Source organism: Allofrancisella guangzhouensis, from assembly GCF_000815225.1.
GTDB lineage: Bacteria > Pseudomonadota > Gammaproteobacteria > Francisellales > Francisellaceae > Francisella > Francisella guangzhouensis.
The window spans coordinates 913,488-930,885 of sequence record NZ_CP010427.1 but is presented as its reverse complement, the minus strand read 5'-3'; the positions used below and the strand labels follow the sequence as shown (position 1 = coordinate 930,885).

Sequence of the window (17,398 nt, the reverse complement as noted above, 5' to 3'; positions counted from 1 at the left end):
TAGAATTATTATTTATATTTAATCTGCCAACAATTATGGATATTTTTATTAGATAAAAAATCTCTAGATAAACATTGTTTATCAATATTCTCACAACTATATTTATTTAAAATGGCTTCAGAAATTTTAAAACGCCTATAGTTATTAGAAAAATATAAAATACCATCTTTTTTCAAAGAATCCATAGCTAAATTTATAAGCAACTCATGATCTTTTTGAACATCAAGCACATCATCCATACGCTTAGAATTAGAAAAAGTTGGTGGATCTAAAAATATTACGTCAAATTTTTGTGTATTTGACTTTAACCAACTAATACAATCTGACTGAATAAAATTATGTTTCGAAACATCAAGATCATTCAGCTTAAAATTTTGTTTACCCCATTCTAGATAAGTATTTGACATATCAATGCTCGTAGTTTTAGAACCTAATAGAGCTGCATGAACACTGGCTGTACAAGTGTAGCTAAAAAGGTTTAATAGACTTTTATTTTCAGCTGATTTTGCAACTAATTGTCTAATTTTACGGTGATCTAAGAAAATACCCGTATCTAAATAATCATCAAAATTAACATGAAATTTTGCATTAAATTCTTTTATTATATGAAATTTATTTTTGCTATCTGATTTCTGGTACTGATCTTTACCTTTTTGGCGCTGACGAATTCTTGTATAAATATTCTTATACGGAACATTCAAAATTTTATGTATCTGATATATAGCTTGATAAAATCTTTGCTTAGCTATACTAGGGTCTATAGTTACATCTGCTTTATATTCTTGTAAAAAAACATTATCGCCGTAAATATCAACAGCTACTGAAAATGTCGGTATATCAGCATCATATAACCGGTAACACTCTAAATCTGTTTGTTTTAGCCAAGGGTTTAAGTTTTTTAGGTTTTTTTGTAGTTTATTAGCAAAATCTATATGTTCATCGGATTTAGCTGAATAAACTTCAGCAAGACGAATATTTTTTTCTAGTTGTGATTCATGTTTAAACCTTGATTGCTCATTTATTTCAAACTGGTAGAGAATTGTTTCTATAGCACCATTATAAAATTTGTTACGTTTAATTGTACGAAACTGTAATTCTTTTATAGAATCAGAAAAATTAGTTAATATAGCAACTTTCCAATCCTGGAAATCACTATTAAGCCTTTCATCAAAGCCATTAAATGCATCTAGTAAATCAGCTATTCTATCACCAAAGAGTCTCTCACCGTACGGCGGGTTTGTAACTATTAATCCAGTATCTGGAAATGTATTCTTAAAATCTCTGATATCTTGTTGTTTAATTTTAATAACATTGGTCAAACCAGCTAAGGAAATATTCTTAGTAGCTTTATCTAAAATATTATTATCAATATCGTAGCCCCGAATAATAGCATTTGAAACTTTTGTATTCTCTTTAGCTTTTATTAACAAATTTTGCCATAGCTCTTGATCATGTAATTTTGAATCAAAAACCCTAAAACTATCATTCAGTAAAGCAGGAGCAATATTTTTAGCCATTAATGCTGCTTCTATTAAAATTGTGCCAGAGCCACACATTGGATCTACTAAGACTGGGATATCTTTTTGTAACTCATCTAACCATCCTGCTTTTATAAGTATAGCGGCAGCTAGATTTTCTTTTAATGGAGCTTGACCTTGGTATTGTCTATATGAACGCCTGTGTAAACTCTCTAAGTTGATGCACAAATATACATTTACAAAATTTTTATGTAAATGTAACTTAATAACATTATCTGGGCTTTGGGTATCAATATCTGGACGATCTTTATAATTATTTCTAAATTGGTCTACTATCGCATCTTTTGTCTTTTGTGAGACAAACATTGTATTATTAAAATCATAATGATTTCCTGATACTATAATCTTAAAAGTTTTATCAACATCAAAGTAGTCACTCCAATTTATAGAAAACACAAAATCGTATAATTCTTGTTGAGTTTCAACCTTTTGGCTAGCTATTTTAAGCATTACCTGACTAGCTAAATGTGAGTGTATACACACTTTATAAGCATCTTCTAAAGAACCTTCAAACTCTACTCCAGCAAGTTTTTCTTGAGCTAATATTTTAAGGTTTGCTAACTCTTCTTTTAAAATAATCTCTAAACCTTTGGCGCAACTGATAAAAAAAGTAAATTTCTGCATAAAAAATGTAAATAATGTTGTATGGCTTACATAATATAGTAATTACAGTAAATGACAATGGATACAACAGAACTTTACATTCTAGTTATTTATTAAGGTAAAGCTAAATACTGCATAATCATTTATGATGGTGGCAAATTTGCTGATCTTAAAAATAGAATTAAAGTCCATAGAGGTTTGTCTAAAAAACTAAAGCTAAAGTTAGTGGATTTCTACATACTAATTTCAAACTTTCAGAATACAATCTAGCACTTGAAAAGCTCAGGATGAATCATTTTGCTTTAAGAGCAAAACTGCTAATAAAAGCTAATCAAGTTGCTTATGAGAAATTACAAATTTTGAAAAGTGCGTAAGATCAGTAACTAAATATGTATGGATTTGACTATATCATTCAAGTTCAAGGTTGGTTTATTGAGAAGATGATTGTACTTTCTGCACCTTATTTGCACCTTGTAAGTTTTTATAGATAATGTAAAAATAGCCACAAAATTATTTAATACGCAAATATCTTAGCCAAAAATTTATAAAAAATAAATTTTATTATTGCTTCATAAAGGAAGGCAGCACGGTTTATAGAACATTGACAACAGCCTAAAAAAGACATATAATTATGTTCGAATTACTCGCATAGCTCAGTTGGTTAGAGTACTACCTTGACATGGTAGGGGTCACTGGTTCGAATCCAGTTGTGAGTACCAGTTTGCGTTTTCTTATCATTCTCAATAGGTCTATAAAGCACAATAAAATAAATAGTTTTGAGAGCGATTTATGATCCAAGTGTATCTTGTATAAATAATCCAATAACACTCCTTCTACACACATTATTAAACCAGCAATTAACGATTTTTTTGTATACTTTTAGCTAATGCTTTAGGATTAAATTCTTCAAAAGTAGGTATGCTTTGGTTAGAAAATAATCCTTTTTATGTAATAGAAAGATATGATAGAGAAATTTTATCTAAGAAAAAAATAGTTAAACTTATTTGACCATTACAAACAACAAATGAATTCTCTAATTTGATCAGAGAATGACAATTTTGGTAATTTGTATGCTTGCAAAATATAGTCGTATTAACTATAGAATATTACACTTATATCCACTAAATTTACGAATATTTATAACTCCTGTATCAAATATCAAATACTGTCCTTTTATGCCTACAAGCTTTCCTTTGATTATAAAATCTTTATCTAAATTAAATGATTTAATACTTGTTGGATACTGGATAACAGGATACTTTATTGTCTGAAGCCTTCCTTCTACTGGCTCAACACTATTTTCACCATATCGTGCTCGGATATTACTAATACCAGGTTTAATTTCTTCTAATATATTATTTCTTAGTTTAAATAAATCTACAGAAGTATCTGGTTCACATTGGAGCATCTTTCGCCAATTAGTTTTATCAGAAATATGCTCTTTTATTAATATTTCAACTAAACCAGAAATTAATCTACTTTCTACTGCAAATATAGGTATAGCTTGGCTAGCTCCTTGGTCAATCCAACGTGAGGGTATATTTTGTAGCTTTGTAATGCCTACTTTAATATCTCCTGTATTTGCCAAATAGACTATATGAGTTTTCATACAGTTATTCTCCCCCCAAGCGGAATCTCTACATGTACCTTGTGCAAAATGACATAATTCAGGTTTAACTATACAGATATCACACTCTGGCAACCTTTTCATACACATAAAACAATAACCTTGAAAATAACTTTTATTAGTCTTAGTACCACATGCAATACAATTTATTTCATTTAAATACTCTATCTTAAAATTATGACCGATATAGTTATTCAAACAAATATCACCAAGCTGATAAATAGCCGTATTATCTTTATCTAGTGCTGTTTTTAATTTATGTAAGTTTAGGATGCTTTGCATTTTTGAAATTAATCTTGCTCAAATTATCTCTTAGGATATCAAAATTTGGGAATACAATCTAAGATTTTAAAGAAGCATCTAGTCAAAAATTTGACACAACCACATTAATTACTAAATTTTTCAATTAATCTAAGAGCTACATAAATTATGGCGCTAATAATAGCTGAAATTATACAAACTTTTAAAGCTATCGGAAACAAACTAATAAATACTGTAACTATAGTTACAATAATTAAAACACCAACAAATATTGATAAAAACTTGTCCATTTTATAACTCCTTTATTTTATAATCACTTTTGCAAATTTACGCTTACCTACTTGGAACACATTTTTTGTGCCAATACCAAAAACTAAGCTATTATCATCAACTTTTTCACCATCAACCTTTACAGCTCCTTGCTTAATCATTCTGTTAGCTTCAGATGTACTAGCGACCAAGCCTACCTCTTTTAGTAAATTAGTTATAGGTAAACTATCTCTTATGTCTAATTCTACAACATTTATATCTTCAGGTATCTGATTTTTTTGAAATCTTTGTATAAAATCTTGATGAGCATTTTTAGCAGCTTCTACTGAATGAAATCTTTGTATTAGCTCTTTTGCTAACTCTATTTTGATATCACGTGGATTTACCCCTTTAAGTACACTTTGCTTTAGATTATTAATAGTTTCTAAAGATTTAAAACTAAGTAACTCATAGTAACGCCACATTAATTCGTCAGATATTGACATAACCTTGCCAAAAATATCATTAGCAGGCTCTTCTATACCTATATAATTTTGGCTAGATTTTGACATTTTTTTAACACCATCTAGACCTTCCAGCAATGGCATAGTTATAATAACTTGAGGCTCTTGGTTATTCTGCTTTTGAAGCTCTCGACCCATTAGTAAATTAAATTTCTGATCAGTACCACCTAATTCTATATCAGCGTTCATTATTACAGAGTCATAACCCTGTACAAGTGGATATAAAAACTCGTGTATGGAAATAGATTGGTTATTCTTATACCTCTTAGAAAAATCATCTCTTTCAAGCATTCTAGCAACAGTTAATTTAGAGGCTAATTTAATCATATCAGCTGCTGCCATATTGTTAAACCAATCTCCATTTCTACGCACAATAGTCTTTTCTTTATCTAAAATTCTAAAAACTTGACTTGTGTAAGTTTCTGCGTTTCTAGCAACCTCTTCTGCTGTAAGAGGCGGTCTAGTAGTATTTTTACCAGTTGGATCACCAATCTGAGCAGTGAAATCACCTATAAGGAAATGTATTTCATGCCCTAGATCTTGTAATTGTTTAAGTTTGTTAATAACAACAGTATGTCCTAAATGAATATCTGGAGCGGTTGGATCACAACCAAATTTTATAATTAAAGGTTTATCTTTTTGAAGTTTTTTAATTAACTCTTCTTCTAACAGAATTTCATCTGCCCCTCTTTTAATAATATCTAGGGTTTGTTGTATAAATGACATCAGATTATTTAACTTTAATTTTACTCAATAAAGCAAAATTATATCACAAAACGCTTTTATAGAACCAATAAAACCTTATACTTACAATAAACTATAAATAACTATTTAACTATGAAAATATATATATCACAAAGCAACGATGTTTACTTTAATCTAGCCTTAGAAAACTGGTTATTCTTGGAAGAATTGAAAGACCAGAAAATACTATTTTTATGGCAAAACGCACCATGTGTGGTAATAGGTAGGGCCCAAAACCCCTGGCTAGAATGTGATCTTTTAACAATGGAAAAAGATGGTATACCTGTTATTAGACGTCAAAGTGGTGGTGGTACTGTTTACCATGATTTTGGTAATCTTAACTACACAATCATCTCATCCAAAACTGATCATGATATTAAAGCTAACCTTGAATTAGTTTGTAGTGCTATTCGAAAATTAGAAATAAATATTTATCCAAACCAAAGAAATGATATCGTGATCGATCATAATGGCTTTACTTATAAAGTTTCTGGCAGTGCTTTTAGGGAAAAAAAAGATAGAGCATTTCATCATGGAACATTATTAATAAATGCAAATACTAGCAAGCTTTATAATTACTTACATCAACCAATTGATACTTCTTTGGATATTAAAGGAGTAAGATCATATAGATCTAAAGTAATTAATCTAATAGAATTAAAGCCTGATTTGCAAATTCAAGATGTTACAAAAGCTTTCTTAACTAATTTTAGAAGCATCGAACTAAACCTAATAAATGAGCAAACCCCTCTTGAAAATAAAGAGCTTATCGAACAAGAAATTAGTATATTGAAAAGTTGGAGCTGGTGTTTTGGCAAAACTCTGCCTTTCACAAAGACATATTTTGATCACCAAGAAGAATTAAAAATTAAAGTCGAATCCGGTATAATTACTGAGCTAAACTACCAAAATAAACAAAAAGATATTTCTAATGAAAGTATTAAATTTAACCCGTCTTATAAATTTAGAGATTTAATCAAATATTTTGATCAATAGAGTTTTTTCCACGAGCAACTAAAAAGGTTGCTACTGTAATAGCAAACATAAATGGAACCACTAATGAATCTATTATCGTCACAATAATATTTTGAATACTACTTTCTAAAGGGCTTATCTCCATACCTAAGTTCTTTAACAAATATATTAAACCAAAAGTGAGTAATGGCTTAATTATCATGAGTATTAATACCACAAAAGCCAATTTAAACATATAGAAAAAATTTATTCTGATTATCTTAAAATTACTTGTAATAGCTTCAATAATACTACTTTTACCTAAAAGTACAGCTGGCATAACTGTTAAAAATAATAAAACTGCAAGGTAAATGCCTATATATTGTAAAAACATCGACAATAACGTCATTAATACCATTGATAATAAAAAGACTCCTAAGAAAGAAAATATTCGCTTAGAAAAAATCTGTAAAGAAAGCTTTATAGCTTCAGACGCTTTTAGCTGATTTTTAACAAATAGTCCCTGTAACAAAATTATCATAGCATAGACAAAAACTGTAGCTACCATAATTATTAAAACCATTAATCCTAACACATTTGCTGATGGAAAATTTGATGGTATAGTTTTTCCACCACTTTCTATATATTCAGCCATGCCATGCTGCATCATATATACAAAGCAATACTCAGATATAAATGACAACATAAACGCTAACGCAAATGTAAGTTTAAACGATTTTTTGTAAATATTTATAGCTAAGCTAATCGTCTCTTTAAAGTTTAAATCACTTCTCATTATCAAAACTCTCTGTAAAGTTAAACAAAAATAAACAAAAACAAGCTAAAATATAACACAAAAATATATCTTTTGTGTTACTTTCGAACAAATATAAAAAATAAACCTAAAAAAGCTTGTAAAAACATAACTAGTCCCAATCTACTTATATTAAATTAGTATATATTTTTAAATTTGTAAACCACTAAAGAAGGTGTGTCAATTATGGAAACAATGAAAGGAACTACTATCTTATGCGTTAGAAGAGGTAATAAGGTAGTTATCGGTGGAGATGGTCAGGCAACTTTAGGCAACTCTATAGCAAAAGATAATATTGTAAAAGTAAGAAAGCTAAATGGTGGTAAAGTTCTTACTGGTTTTGCAGGATCTACTGCTGATGCATTTACATTATTCGAAAAATTTGAACAAAAATTAGAGTTTTATCAAGGCAACCTTGAGCGTGCTGCTGTAGAAATGGTACGTGAATGGCGTTTAGATAGAATGCTTAGTAAATTAGAGGCTATGATTATAGTAGCAGATGAAAAATTATCACTACTGATATCTGGCGTCGGGGATGTGATGGCAGCAGATAAAAATGATATTATATCTATTGGATCAGGGTCAACTTACGCTCGTTCTGCTGCAACTGCACTTGTTGAAAATACAGATTTATCAGCTGAGGAAATAGTTAAAAAAAGCTTAACTATCGCAGCAGATACTTGCATCTATACAAACCATAATTTCACAATAGAAAGCTTAGATAACAAAAAGGATAGTTAATACATTATGACACAAGTAATGACTCCAAAAACAATAGTACAAGAATTAGAAAGACATATAATTGGCCAAAATGAGGCAAAAAAAGCTGTTGCTATAGCTCTACGTAATAGATGGCGTAGAATGCAACTAGACAATGAAATGCGTCAAGAAGTAACTCCAAAAAATATTTTGATGATAGGGCCCACTGGTGTAGGTAAGACAGAGATAGCTCGCAGACTAGCTAAATTAGCAGATGCTCCGTTTATCAAAGTTGAAGCTACTAAGTTTACTGAGGTTGGTTATGTTGGTAAAGATGTAGAATCTATAATCCGTGACCTAGCGGAGATGGCTGTAAAAATGAAGCGAGAGGAAGCTAAAAAGAAAGTTTTTGAAAAAGCTTCTAAGCTAGCTGAAGATAGAATCCTTGATGTGCTGATACCCCCTGCCAGGATAATTGAATCAAAAATTGGCTTTGCTAATGAACCTGCTGAAGACCCAACCTCTAAGAAAGAAAAAGAAAATAAAACTCGTGAAATTTTTAGAAAAAAAATTCAAAATGGTGAACTTGATGATAAAGAGATTGAAATAGAAGTAGCAGCGGCTCCAAAGGCTATTGGAGTAATGGGTCCTCCAGGTATGGAAGATATGACAAGCCAAATTCAAGATTTATTTACTAGCCTAAGCAGTGATAAAAAGAAAAATAAAAAAATGAAAATAAAAGATGCTATTAAGCTAGTAAAAGATGAAGAAGCTGCTAAACTGATTAATGAAGATGACGTAAAGGCACGTGCTTTAGAATCAGTAGAACAAAATGGTATTGTTTTCCTTGATGAGATAGATAAGGTTTGTAAAAAATCTAATACATCTGGTGCTGATATATCTCGCGAAGGTGTACAACGTGATCTTTTACCACTTGTTGAAGGCTCTACAGTATCAACAAAATATGGAATGATAAAAACTGACCATATATTGTTTATTGCATCAGGAGCATTTCATATAGCAAAACCTTCAGATCTAATCCCAGAACTTCAAGGTAGGTTACCTATAAGAGTTGAACTGAAATCTCTTGAGATAAATGATTTTGTTAGAATCCTTAAAGAGCCAGATTGCTCAATACTTAAACAATACATTGCTTTACTTAAAACAGAAGACGTTGAACTAACATTTGATGATGAGGCTATTCAAAAAATTGCTGAGATTTCATACAGAGTTAACGAAGAAATTGAAAATATCGGAGCTAGACGCTTACATACTGTAATGGAAAAACTACTTGAAGAAATTTCCTTTGGTGCCTCAGAGTTAACTGACAAAAGTATTAATATAAACACTGAATATGTTAATGAAAAATTAGGTAAGTTAGTTAAAGATAAGGATCTAAGTAAGTATATTTTATAAAAACGTTGCAGACTTTAGCAAAATTTTGCTTAGATTGTAGTCTCAATGTCTATTCTGATTCCGAAATGTAGCTCATTAGGTGTTAAATAATTTAAAAGAAGATCAAATCTATACACAAAACATATTAACAACAGAGCGGCTAAAGCTAAATCCTGGATACTCAACTCCCACAAAATAAAGTCCCTGAGCTTTAGCTGTTTGTCCTGCTTGAGTACGGTCCTTAGCTGCTAGTAAATCATTTATCCAGTTTGGATTTTTAAAACCTAATCCAACTTTAACCAATGAACCTACAAGGTTTCTAATCATATGATGTAGAAAAGCATTTCCTATTACTTCAAAAACTATAAAATTACCAAATTTTACGAACTCTGCCTTTTTGATATTTCTAAATGGAGTGTTTGATTGGCACTGAGAGGACCTAAATGAACTGAAATCCTGTTCGCCAAGTAAATATTTACAAGCTTGGTTCATTTTTTCTATATCTAATAGCCTATTTTCCCATAATGTATGTTCTGCAAACAATGGTGAGCTTATGGGAGCATTATAAATTACATAATTATAGGTTCTATTTACAGCTGAAAATCTTGCATTAAAATCTAATTCTACTTCTTTTATTTGCAAAACTTTTATATCCTGAGGCAACAAAGCATTAACTCCTCGTTGCCATGCTTGTAAAGATCTGTCTGCATCAGATAAAAAATTAACAACTTGTGAGCTTGCATGTACCCCAGTATCAGTCCGACCAGCACATATAGTTTCTATATTGTGGTTAGCTACCTTTGATAAGGCTTTTTCTAGCTCCTCTTGAATACTTAATGAATGTGATTGTCGTTGCCAACCACAATAATTTTTCCCCAAATATTCAATTTGCAAAATGTAATTCTTCATTTTCTATTTAAGAAATTTAGTTATTCTCGTATGTAAAATATCCATCTCACTTGGAATAAGCTTTGAGAAGTTAATAAATCCATGTACTAAGCTATCAAAATGATAATGCTGTACTTCCACATTGTGTCGTATAAGTCTCTCTGCAAAAAGTAGACCTTCATCTTTGAGTGGATCAAACCCAGCTGTTATAACTAAAGTGCGTGGCATACCTTCTAATTTTTTGATATAAAATGGTGATATTTCAGGAGACTGTTTATCAACGTTATCTGGTACATATAATTCTGAATACCACATAGTTTTGGCTTTAGTTAGTATATAACCACTAGCGAAATCTTCTAACGATTTAGTTGGCATATGTGACAAATCAACAGACGGATATAAAATAACATTATTAGCAATTTTAATCTTATTGGCTTTTAATAAATTATAAGTTGCTAATATTGATAAATTAGCTCCTGCACTATCACCCATTAGTGTAAATTCTTTTTTAGAAATTCCAAAATTTTTCGCATGGTTGTAAACATATTCAGCAACAAACTCTACATCACTTAATCCTGCTGGAAATTTATGTTCAGGAGCAAGTCTATAATCTACAGAAAAAACCACCCTATTTGTAGTTATTGCAGCCTTTCTACAAAATGCATCAAAAGAATCCAAAGTTCCTGAAACGAACCCTCCACCATGTGAAAATACTATTGCCTGAAGCTTTCTACTAGGATCTGGGTTATAGAACCTAACTGGTATATTATGCCCATCATTATGAGTAATTTGCAGGTTTTCTACTTTCTCAACTTCTAGCTTTTGGTAACTATATAGGTCAAGAGAAGCTGCTGCCCTTCTTGTTGATTCAAGATCCCTACGATTTCCATCCCTATCATATTTACTTATGAAAGTTAGTAAATCTTGCATTTTAGCAGGTATTGCTTTGATTCCACCATACAAATCAGGAACTTTCTTAAAAATTTCGGCTTCAAGAGCTTTTTCATGTTTAGAGTTATCTTTAGCAATAATTTTTAGCCAAGCCCTTTTGTTTGGAGGCAGTGTATCTAAAGGAGTAGATAAATATCTAGCTATTCCAAGCTCATGACAATCATTCTCAGAATAAAAAGATAAGTTTTTAACCAACCATTTAATTATACTTTCAGCTTTTGCGTTATTTGTTTGTCTTATTTCTAAAACGTTATATTCGTTTCTAACATCATAAGACCAGGGAACATAATCAACTATAAAATTACAACAAATATAATTTAAACCAGCTTCTCTTGCTAACGCAAACTCTGGGTAAGCTGTCATTCCTATTACACCACCACCCATACTTTGAAAACACTTGGCATCTATAATTGTTGGAAACTGTGGCCCTTCAATACAAACATAGCTTTGCTTGAAATGTATAGTAAAATCAAAATCTGCTTTTCTTTCTCTAATTTCTTCAGCAATGCTTTCAGTTATTGGTCTTGAAAGAGAAACATAGTTAAGCAACCCCTGTTCACAAAATGTAAAGTCACGTAAAGATTTTGTTCTATCTATAAATTGATATGGAATTACCATATCTCCTGGCTTTAATTCATTTCTCAAACTTCTTACCGAAGAAAGTGCTATTATAGAGGTTGCGCCATATTTTTTTAACGCATAGATATTAGCCTTATAGTTAATTTGATGTGGTAAAATATTTTGTTCAAGACCTGTTCTATTTAAAAATAATACTTCTTGATTATCTATTTTTACTTTAAATAAGCCATTTGAACATAAGCCAAAGGGCGTTTCCCTAGATAACTCTTCTATAATTTCAAAGCTATCGAAATATTCAAATCCACTACTACCAACGATTGCCCACATTTTACCACCGTATTTTTGCTTAAAAAAATGCCTCTAGGACTCTACTGTTTTTACAAAATAGTTCTAACTTAAATTTATCATTATGGTTTATAACTCCCACACCCTTAGGAGTACCCGTCATAAGTAAATCATTTTCACATATGGATATATTATTATATTTTAAAAATTCTATTATCTGATTTGGCTTATAAATCATTAAATGATAACTACCTTCTTGAATTAACTGATTATTCTTATATGCTTTAAAGCTTAAAAAAGGAATATTTAATAAATCAATTTTCACAAAATCACTAATCACCGCACTACCATCAAAACTTTTAGCCAACTCCCATGGCAATCCTTTTGATTTAAGTTTTGACTGCAAATCTCTGTCAGTTATATCCAATCCAAGTCCTACTGCTTTAATTTGGGACTTACCATCAAAAGCAAATATTATTTCACATTCATAGTGTAACTCTCTATCAGGAAGTAGTTTTAATGATTTAGCTACGCTAGAATTTGGCTTTATAAAAATAATAGGATTATCTGGAATCTCATTATTTAATTCTCGGATATGTTCGACATAATTTCTACCGACACAAATCACTTTTGATTTAGAAATATCTATTTTTTTTATCATTTTTAAAGTTATAATTTAAAGTCTTCACCTAGATATACTTTTCTTACAGTTTCATTAGCTAGTACTTCCTCTGGAGTCCCTGATGCTAGCATATTCCCAGCATTTACAATATAAGCTCGTTCACAAATATCTAGTGTTTCTCGTACGTTATGATCTGTTATAAGCACTCCTATGCCTCTATCCTTAAGGTGACGGACAACTTCTTTGATTTCAATTACCGAAACAGGGTCTACCCCAGCAAATGGTTCATCTAACAAAATAAATTTTGGATCCATAGCCAAAGCTCTAGCTATTTCAACACGTCTTCTTTCACCTCCTGAGAGACTCATACCTAAACTTTTACGGATATGCTGAATACTAAACTCATCTAAGAGTAAGTTTAAATTTTCATCAATTTGATCTTTTGTTAGCTCTTTTCTTGTTTCAAGAATAGCTACTATATTATCCTCAACGCTCAGTTTTCTAAAGACAGATGCTTCTTGTGGTAAATAGCCTAAACCTCTTCTTGCACGTAAGTGGATAGGCATCTTTGTAACATCTTCTTTACCCATACGAACCTTACCACGAGTTGCAGCTACAAGACCAACTATCATATAAAAGGATGTCGTTTTACCAGCGCCATTTGGTCCCAACAAACCAACAATCTCACCAGTTGAAACCTTCATTGAGACGTTATTTACAACCCATCTTGAGCCGTATTTTTTACCTAACCTTTTAGCTTCTAAAGTATATTTTTCCATTCTTAATCTCACATCCTTCTATTTATGACAGAAAATTATCTGCATCATCAAAACTAGAAGTTTTAACTGTACTGCCACTATTGACTTTTTTCTTCTTATTATATTCACTAATCGGTTTTAACCCCGTATCGATCTTAGTATCACTATCAACACCATCTAAAATTATTTTAGAACGTCTATCTTTACTACCGGGTATAGCTACAAGATCATGATCCATATCGTAATTAATTTCTCGACCTTTATAGTGATTTTCATTCTGATTAACCACAGCATTTTCAAAAAGCTCTAAGTTTTTCTTCACAACATTATAAATAATTCTTCTACCTACCCCGTCTAATGGTCCATTGATTATCTTTTTACTTTTTTGATAACCTTGAACTGAGTTAGTAGGAAAAGTATAAAATTGAGATAACTCATCATCTTGTGACTCCATAGTAAGAGTTTGAACTTTACGGTCTTTATCCAGCTTCATAACAAGTTTTTGACCTGATATGAAATTACACTCATGCTCATCTGCACATAATTCTTTTGCTTGCTCAAACCATTCCTGTTGTAATTTTTTAAAAGGGATAGTTTCATCCCTAGTAAAATAAACCATATTTGTTTTAGAAATTTTGGGCTCTTTACATAAGATGTGCTTATTATGAATCTGCATTACAAAAACATTTCCATAATATGTAAGGGTTTCTTTACTACTATCATACGTCGCTTTATCAGCACATATTGTAAGAGGACCATATTCCTTGAGAATATTGTCAGCGCTTGTATCTTCTTTCTCATCTGCTATAGCTGTGCTACTTTCTTGAGGAAGTATACTTTGTTCAGAAGTAAGATTTGAGCTACTTACCTGATTATAACTATCACTATAACCATTGAAAAAAACACCTAAAACTACTAAGGCTACTAATACAAACCTAGCTTGACGCATAGTAGCTCCTTACATCTTTTTTAAAGTTAATAACTTTAGTATCTGAGTTACCAACAATTCCTATACCTGTAGTATTATTTTGTGTGTCTGGATCATAGACCTTAACAAATTTATCGTTATAGAAATCATGGGTTTCAGTATCATAATACATTTCTGACGATTTTATATATATCTTCTTTGGAAGGTATTTACTATCAGTATCTGATGTTTGCTTAGCAGAATTTTTCTCTGTATCTGCTTGCTGATCTTTTGTAAATAGAATAGCATCAACTCCGTCAAATAAATGTATCAACTCATTATTATCTTTTTTCTTTGAAAAACCTTTAGGTGCTTTTACACTCCAAGTCTCATCACTTGTTTTGTTATCATAACTTGTTTCTGTTAAATTAGTCATTTTAATATCTTGGTTGACATATTGTTCCAATTTCTCAGTGATAAAATTTGTAGTCAGTTTACCATCATCATCATAGCTATTGTAATGAAAATTATATGCTGTTAATTCAACACTACTTGAAGGTGAAAATTTTTTAGGATCACCCCCACCCTCAACTGCTTCATAATAAATAAATATGGTGCTAAAAACCACGATCACTATTGAAAATAAATTTATAAATAAAGAATATTTAGTAAAGAATTTCATGATTCTATTTTATGCCACCATCTTCAATATAACTTTCGATAATCTTGTTATAGTAACCACAGTGCTTTAGCAAATACTCACAAAATTCCCTGACAGCGCCAGCACCACCTTTATTTTGACAAACATAATCACAATAGTCTTTAACCAAGTCTATACAGTTTGATGGTCCTGCCGAAATACCAGCTTGCTTCATAATGACTATATCAGGAAGATCATCGCCCATATAAGCTATGTGACTATCATCTAGCTGATATTTTTTCTTTAAAGCCTGATAGGCACTAACTTTATTTTTTTGTCCTTGAAATATATCATCTATATCAAATCCTAAGCTTGTAAACCTATTAATAACTATTTGTGATTCCTTGCCGGTAATTATTGCTACTTTCATACCAACTTTCTGTAATAAAACTAAGCCCAAACCGTCTTTAACGTCAAATAACTTTGTTTCATTACCGTCATTTGACAATATAATTTTTCCATCTGTCATAACACCATCAACATCAAAGATAGCTAAACGAATATTTTGATAAAGTTTATTATTTTTCATTACCTACTCATAAGAAGAATTTATATATATCCCTTAGAGATATTATCACAAATAGAAAAAGACAAAAATGCTAAACGTAAAATTTTGGATATTAACTTCTGTATGCTATAAAAAGTTAGCAAAGGTTTTGCATTATTTACTCTTGAGAAGAGTACCTTGCTTGCAAAGAAGATCTGACCATCTCAAGAGGGCTTTGTTTCTTAACCCCTATTTTAACAAATTATCTTCAAATAATTTATAATATTCTCTTCTATCGTTATTCTTCAGAGATGCACCCACCAAATGCCAAATAAATATCCAGAAAGAAAAGGTTACAAAGTTCCAAAACAGAAACATCGAGTTCGAAATTGGTCAGAGTATAATAGAGCATTATCCAATCGTGGACGTATAGATATTTGGATGCATGATGATGCTATCAACAATTGGTATGAAGAAGATACTGAGAATGTTGGAGATGGTTCACCTAGAAAGTACTCTGATTTTGCTATAATTGTCTGCCATGAGATTAGACTGGTTTATAAACAACCACTCAGGCAAATAACTGGATTTATAAACTCACTATTTAAAATGGCTGAAATAAATCTTAGATGTCCAGATTTTAGTACTCTTAGTAAACGACTTAAAGCTCTAAAAATAAAGTCACCAAGATATGTTAAGAAGAATATCCCAGATTCTGATGTACATAGTCTAAGTATTGATTCTACTGGGTTAAAGCGATTTGGTCGTGATGAGTGGCATCAGGAAAAGCATAAAGTATCAGCTAAAAGAAGTTGGAGAAAGCTACATGTAGCAGTAGATCAAAATCATTATATTCATAACTCACTATTAACAGGCAGATTTGATAGTGATACTGGAACTTTACCTGGTTTATTAGATGGAATAGATAGTGAATTTAATCATATTTCTATGGATGGAGCTTATGATAGCTTTGACGTATATGAGCAAATACTAGATAAATTTGGTGATGTCGAGATAGCAATACCGCCAAATAAAGATGCCGTAATTTGTGATAAAAATCACATAATTCGTAACCATAATATCGAGCATATTAAATGTCATGGTCGAATGGATTGGCAAAGAAAATCAGGATATGGTAGGAGAAATAATAGTGAATTAGCTATACAAAGATATAAAAGGATAATAGGCAGAAGTTTACATTCTAGAGACTTCAAAAATCAAAAAACAGAATCAATTATTGGTGCCAGTGTACTAAATAAAATGACTTCATTAGGTATGCCCGATAGCTATAGAATAGCCTGAAATCCGTCTACTCAAAGACCGTAAGAGGTTAAGAAACAAAGCCGGGCGAAGGCCCATAGTTTGCATTAAAATACATTGTACATCAAATGTATACGTTTCTATTTTGATTTGCTTAATCGTTAGTACTTTGTTTTCCCACCAGTCTGTTACATAACTCATATCTCTCATCCTCACTTTATTTGTTTAACTAATATAGGTTATTATTTAATAAATTTATAACCATATTAAAGTTATAGCTATTGCCATTTATATAATACAGTAAAGACTTGATAATCAGTAGAATGCTTTTTTAACAAAAACTATTAAATTTTAATAAATATTTTAATTAAAAACATACCAATAATATAATATTTTTTACAGTATGCTTATGAACTTAAAAAGATTTGTAGTTGGAGGATTAAACAGATAGTTATAGTATTTATTATCTCATCTTCTGTGATGTTTTTAACCATCATAAGATAAAAGTTTTCTATTTAGTATTATAGTAAATATGGTGTAATTAATAATATTA

Annotated in this window: 16 protein-coding genes and 1 tRNA gene; 5 read left to right on the top strand and 12 right to left on the bottom strand. The window is 30.8% G+C overall.

All coding sequences use genetic code 11. The features are described 5' to 3' along the window. Positions 1-8: 8 nt before the first annotated feature. Positions 9-2,162 (bottom strand): bifunctional 23S rRNA (guanine(2069)-N(7))-methyltransferase RlmK/23S rRNA (guanine(2445)-N(2))-methyltransferase RlmL, encoded by a 2,154-nt coding sequence (gene rlmKL, locus SD28_RS04390; protein WP_039124468.1) that lies wholly within the window; start codon positions 2,160-2,162, stop codon positions 9-11. Between the two features lie 621 nt (positions 2,163-2,783). Here rlmKL and SD28_RS04385 point away from each other — a divergent pair. Then, a tRNA-Val gene (locus SD28_RS04385) sits at positions 2,784-2,860 on the top strand. Positions 2,861-3,237: 377 nt separating this feature from the next. On the opposite strand, the gene SD28_RS04380 is transcribed toward SD28_RS04385, so the two are convergent. The 3 genes from SD28_RS04380 to tyrS form a co-directional block, all read right to left on the bottom strand. Next, entirely contained in the window at positions 3,238-4,050 is an 813-nt protein-coding gene (locus tag SD28_RS04380; protein ID WP_039124466.1) for a DUF2797 domain-containing protein, read from the bottom strand. Positions 4,051-4,154: 104 nt separating this feature from the next. After that, positions 4,155-4,319: a hypothetical protein gene (locus SD28_RS08160; RefSeq protein WP_169742483.1), complete on the bottom strand. Its 165-nt coding sequence runs from the start codon at positions 4,317-4,319 to the stop codon at positions 4,155-4,157. 12 nt (positions 4,320-4,331) lie between these two features. Continuing rightward, the gene (gene tyrS, locus SD28_RS04375) at positions 4,332-5,528 is read right to left on the bottom strand and encodes a tyrosine--tRNA ligase (RefSeq protein ID WP_039124464.1); all 1,197 of its coding nucleotides are present in this window, start codon (positions 5,526-5,528) and stop codon (positions 4,332-4,334) included. Between the two features lie 111 nt (positions 5,529-5,639). Here tyrS and SD28_RS04370 point away from each other — a divergent pair, with 111 nt between their 5' ends. Continuing rightward, positions 5,640-6,542 carry a lipoate--protein ligase gene (locus SD28_RS04370; protein ID WP_039124462.1) on the top strand — a complete coding sequence of 301 codons (903 nt, stop codon included), beginning with the start codon at positions 5,640-5,642 and terminating at the stop codon, positions 6,540-6,542. On the opposite strand, the gene SD28_RS04365 is transcribed toward SD28_RS04370, so the two are convergent. Beyond that, positions 6,523-7,296, bottom strand: coding sequence for a hypothetical protein (locus SD28_RS04365; RefSeq protein WP_052251873.1), 774 nt, complete (start codon positions 7,294-7,296; stop codon positions 6,523-6,525). The genes SD28_RS04370 and SD28_RS04365 overlap by 20 nt on opposite strands. A 204-nt stretch (positions 7,297-7,500) precedes the next feature. Between SD28_RS04365 and hslV the strand changes: the two genes are divergently transcribed. Then, on the top strand, positions 7,501-8,055 hold the full coding sequence (gene hslV, locus SD28_RS04360) for an ATP-dependent protease subunit HslV (protein WP_039124460.1): 555 nt from the start codon (positions 7,501-7,503) through the stop codon (positions 8,053-8,055). Positions 8,056-8,061: 6 nt separating this feature from the next. Further along, the gene (hslU, locus tag SD28_RS04355; protein ID WP_039124458.1) at positions 8,062-9,429 is read left to right on the top strand and encodes an ATP-dependent protease ATPase subunit HslU; all 1,368 of its coding nucleotides are present in this window, start codon (positions 8,062-8,064) and stop codon (positions 9,427-9,429) included. A gap of 108 nt (positions 9,430-9,537) precedes the next feature. Here the strand turns inward: hslU and truA are convergent, their stop codons facing one another. From truA to SD28_RS04320, 7 genes are read right to left on the bottom strand one after another with little or no spacing between them, the layout of a single operon-like run. Next, on the bottom strand, positions 9,538-10,317 hold the full coding sequence (gene truA, locus SD28_RS04350; RefSeq protein ID WP_039124456.1) for a tRNA pseudouridine(38-40) synthase TruA: 780 nt from the start codon (positions 10,315-10,317) through the stop codon (positions 9,538-9,540). A gap of 3 nt (positions 10,318-10,320) precedes the next feature. After that, positions 10,321-12,153: an alpha/beta hydrolase fold domain-containing protein gene (locus tag SD28_RS04345; protein ID WP_039124454.1), complete on the bottom strand. Its 1,833-nt coding sequence runs from the start codon at positions 12,151-12,153 to the stop codon at positions 10,321-10,323. A gap of 19 nt (positions 12,154-12,172) precedes the next feature. Next, on the bottom strand, positions 12,173-12,772 hold the full coding sequence (locus SD28_RS04340) for a fumarylacetoacetate hydrolase family protein (RefSeq protein WP_039124452.1): 600 nt from the start codon (positions 12,770-12,772) through the stop codon (positions 12,173-12,175). Positions 12,773-12,780: 8 nt separating this feature from the next. Then, positions 12,781-13,512: an LPS export ABC transporter ATP-binding protein gene (lptB, locus tag SD28_RS04335; RefSeq protein ID WP_039124450.1), complete on the bottom strand. Its 732-nt coding sequence runs from the start codon at positions 13,510-13,512 to the stop codon at positions 12,781-12,783. A gap of 22 nt (positions 13,513-13,534) precedes the next feature. Beyond that, positions 13,535-14,440 carry an LptA/OstA family protein gene (locus SD28_RS04330; RefSeq protein ID WP_039124448.1) on the bottom strand — a complete coding sequence of 302 codons (906 nt, stop codon included), beginning with the start codon at positions 14,438-14,440 and terminating at the stop codon, positions 13,535-13,537. Then, positions 14,427-15,080 (bottom strand): LPS export ABC transporter periplasmic protein LptC, encoded by a 654-nt coding sequence (gene lptC / locus SD28_RS04325; protein WP_039124446.1) that lies wholly within the window; start codon positions 15,078-15,080, stop codon positions 14,427-14,429. Before lptC ends, SD28_RS04330 begins: the two co-directional genes overlap by 14 nt. Positions 15,081-15,084: 4 nt before the next feature. Continuing rightward, positions 15,085-15,627, bottom strand: a complete 543-nt coding sequence (locus tag SD28_RS04320) for a KdsC family phosphatase (protein ID WP_039124443.1) — start codon at positions 15,625-15,627, stop codon at positions 15,085-15,087. 282 nt (positions 15,628-15,909) lie between these two features. Here SD28_RS04320 and SD28_RS04315 point away from each other — a divergent pair, with 282 nt between their 5' ends. Then, positions 15,910-16,887 carry an IS5 family transposase gene (locus SD28_RS04315; RefSeq protein ID WP_039124433.1) on the top strand — a complete coding sequence of 326 codons (978 nt, stop codon included), beginning with the start codon at positions 15,910-15,912 and terminating at the stop codon, positions 16,885-16,887. Positions 16,888-17,398 lie beyond the last annotated feature (511 nt).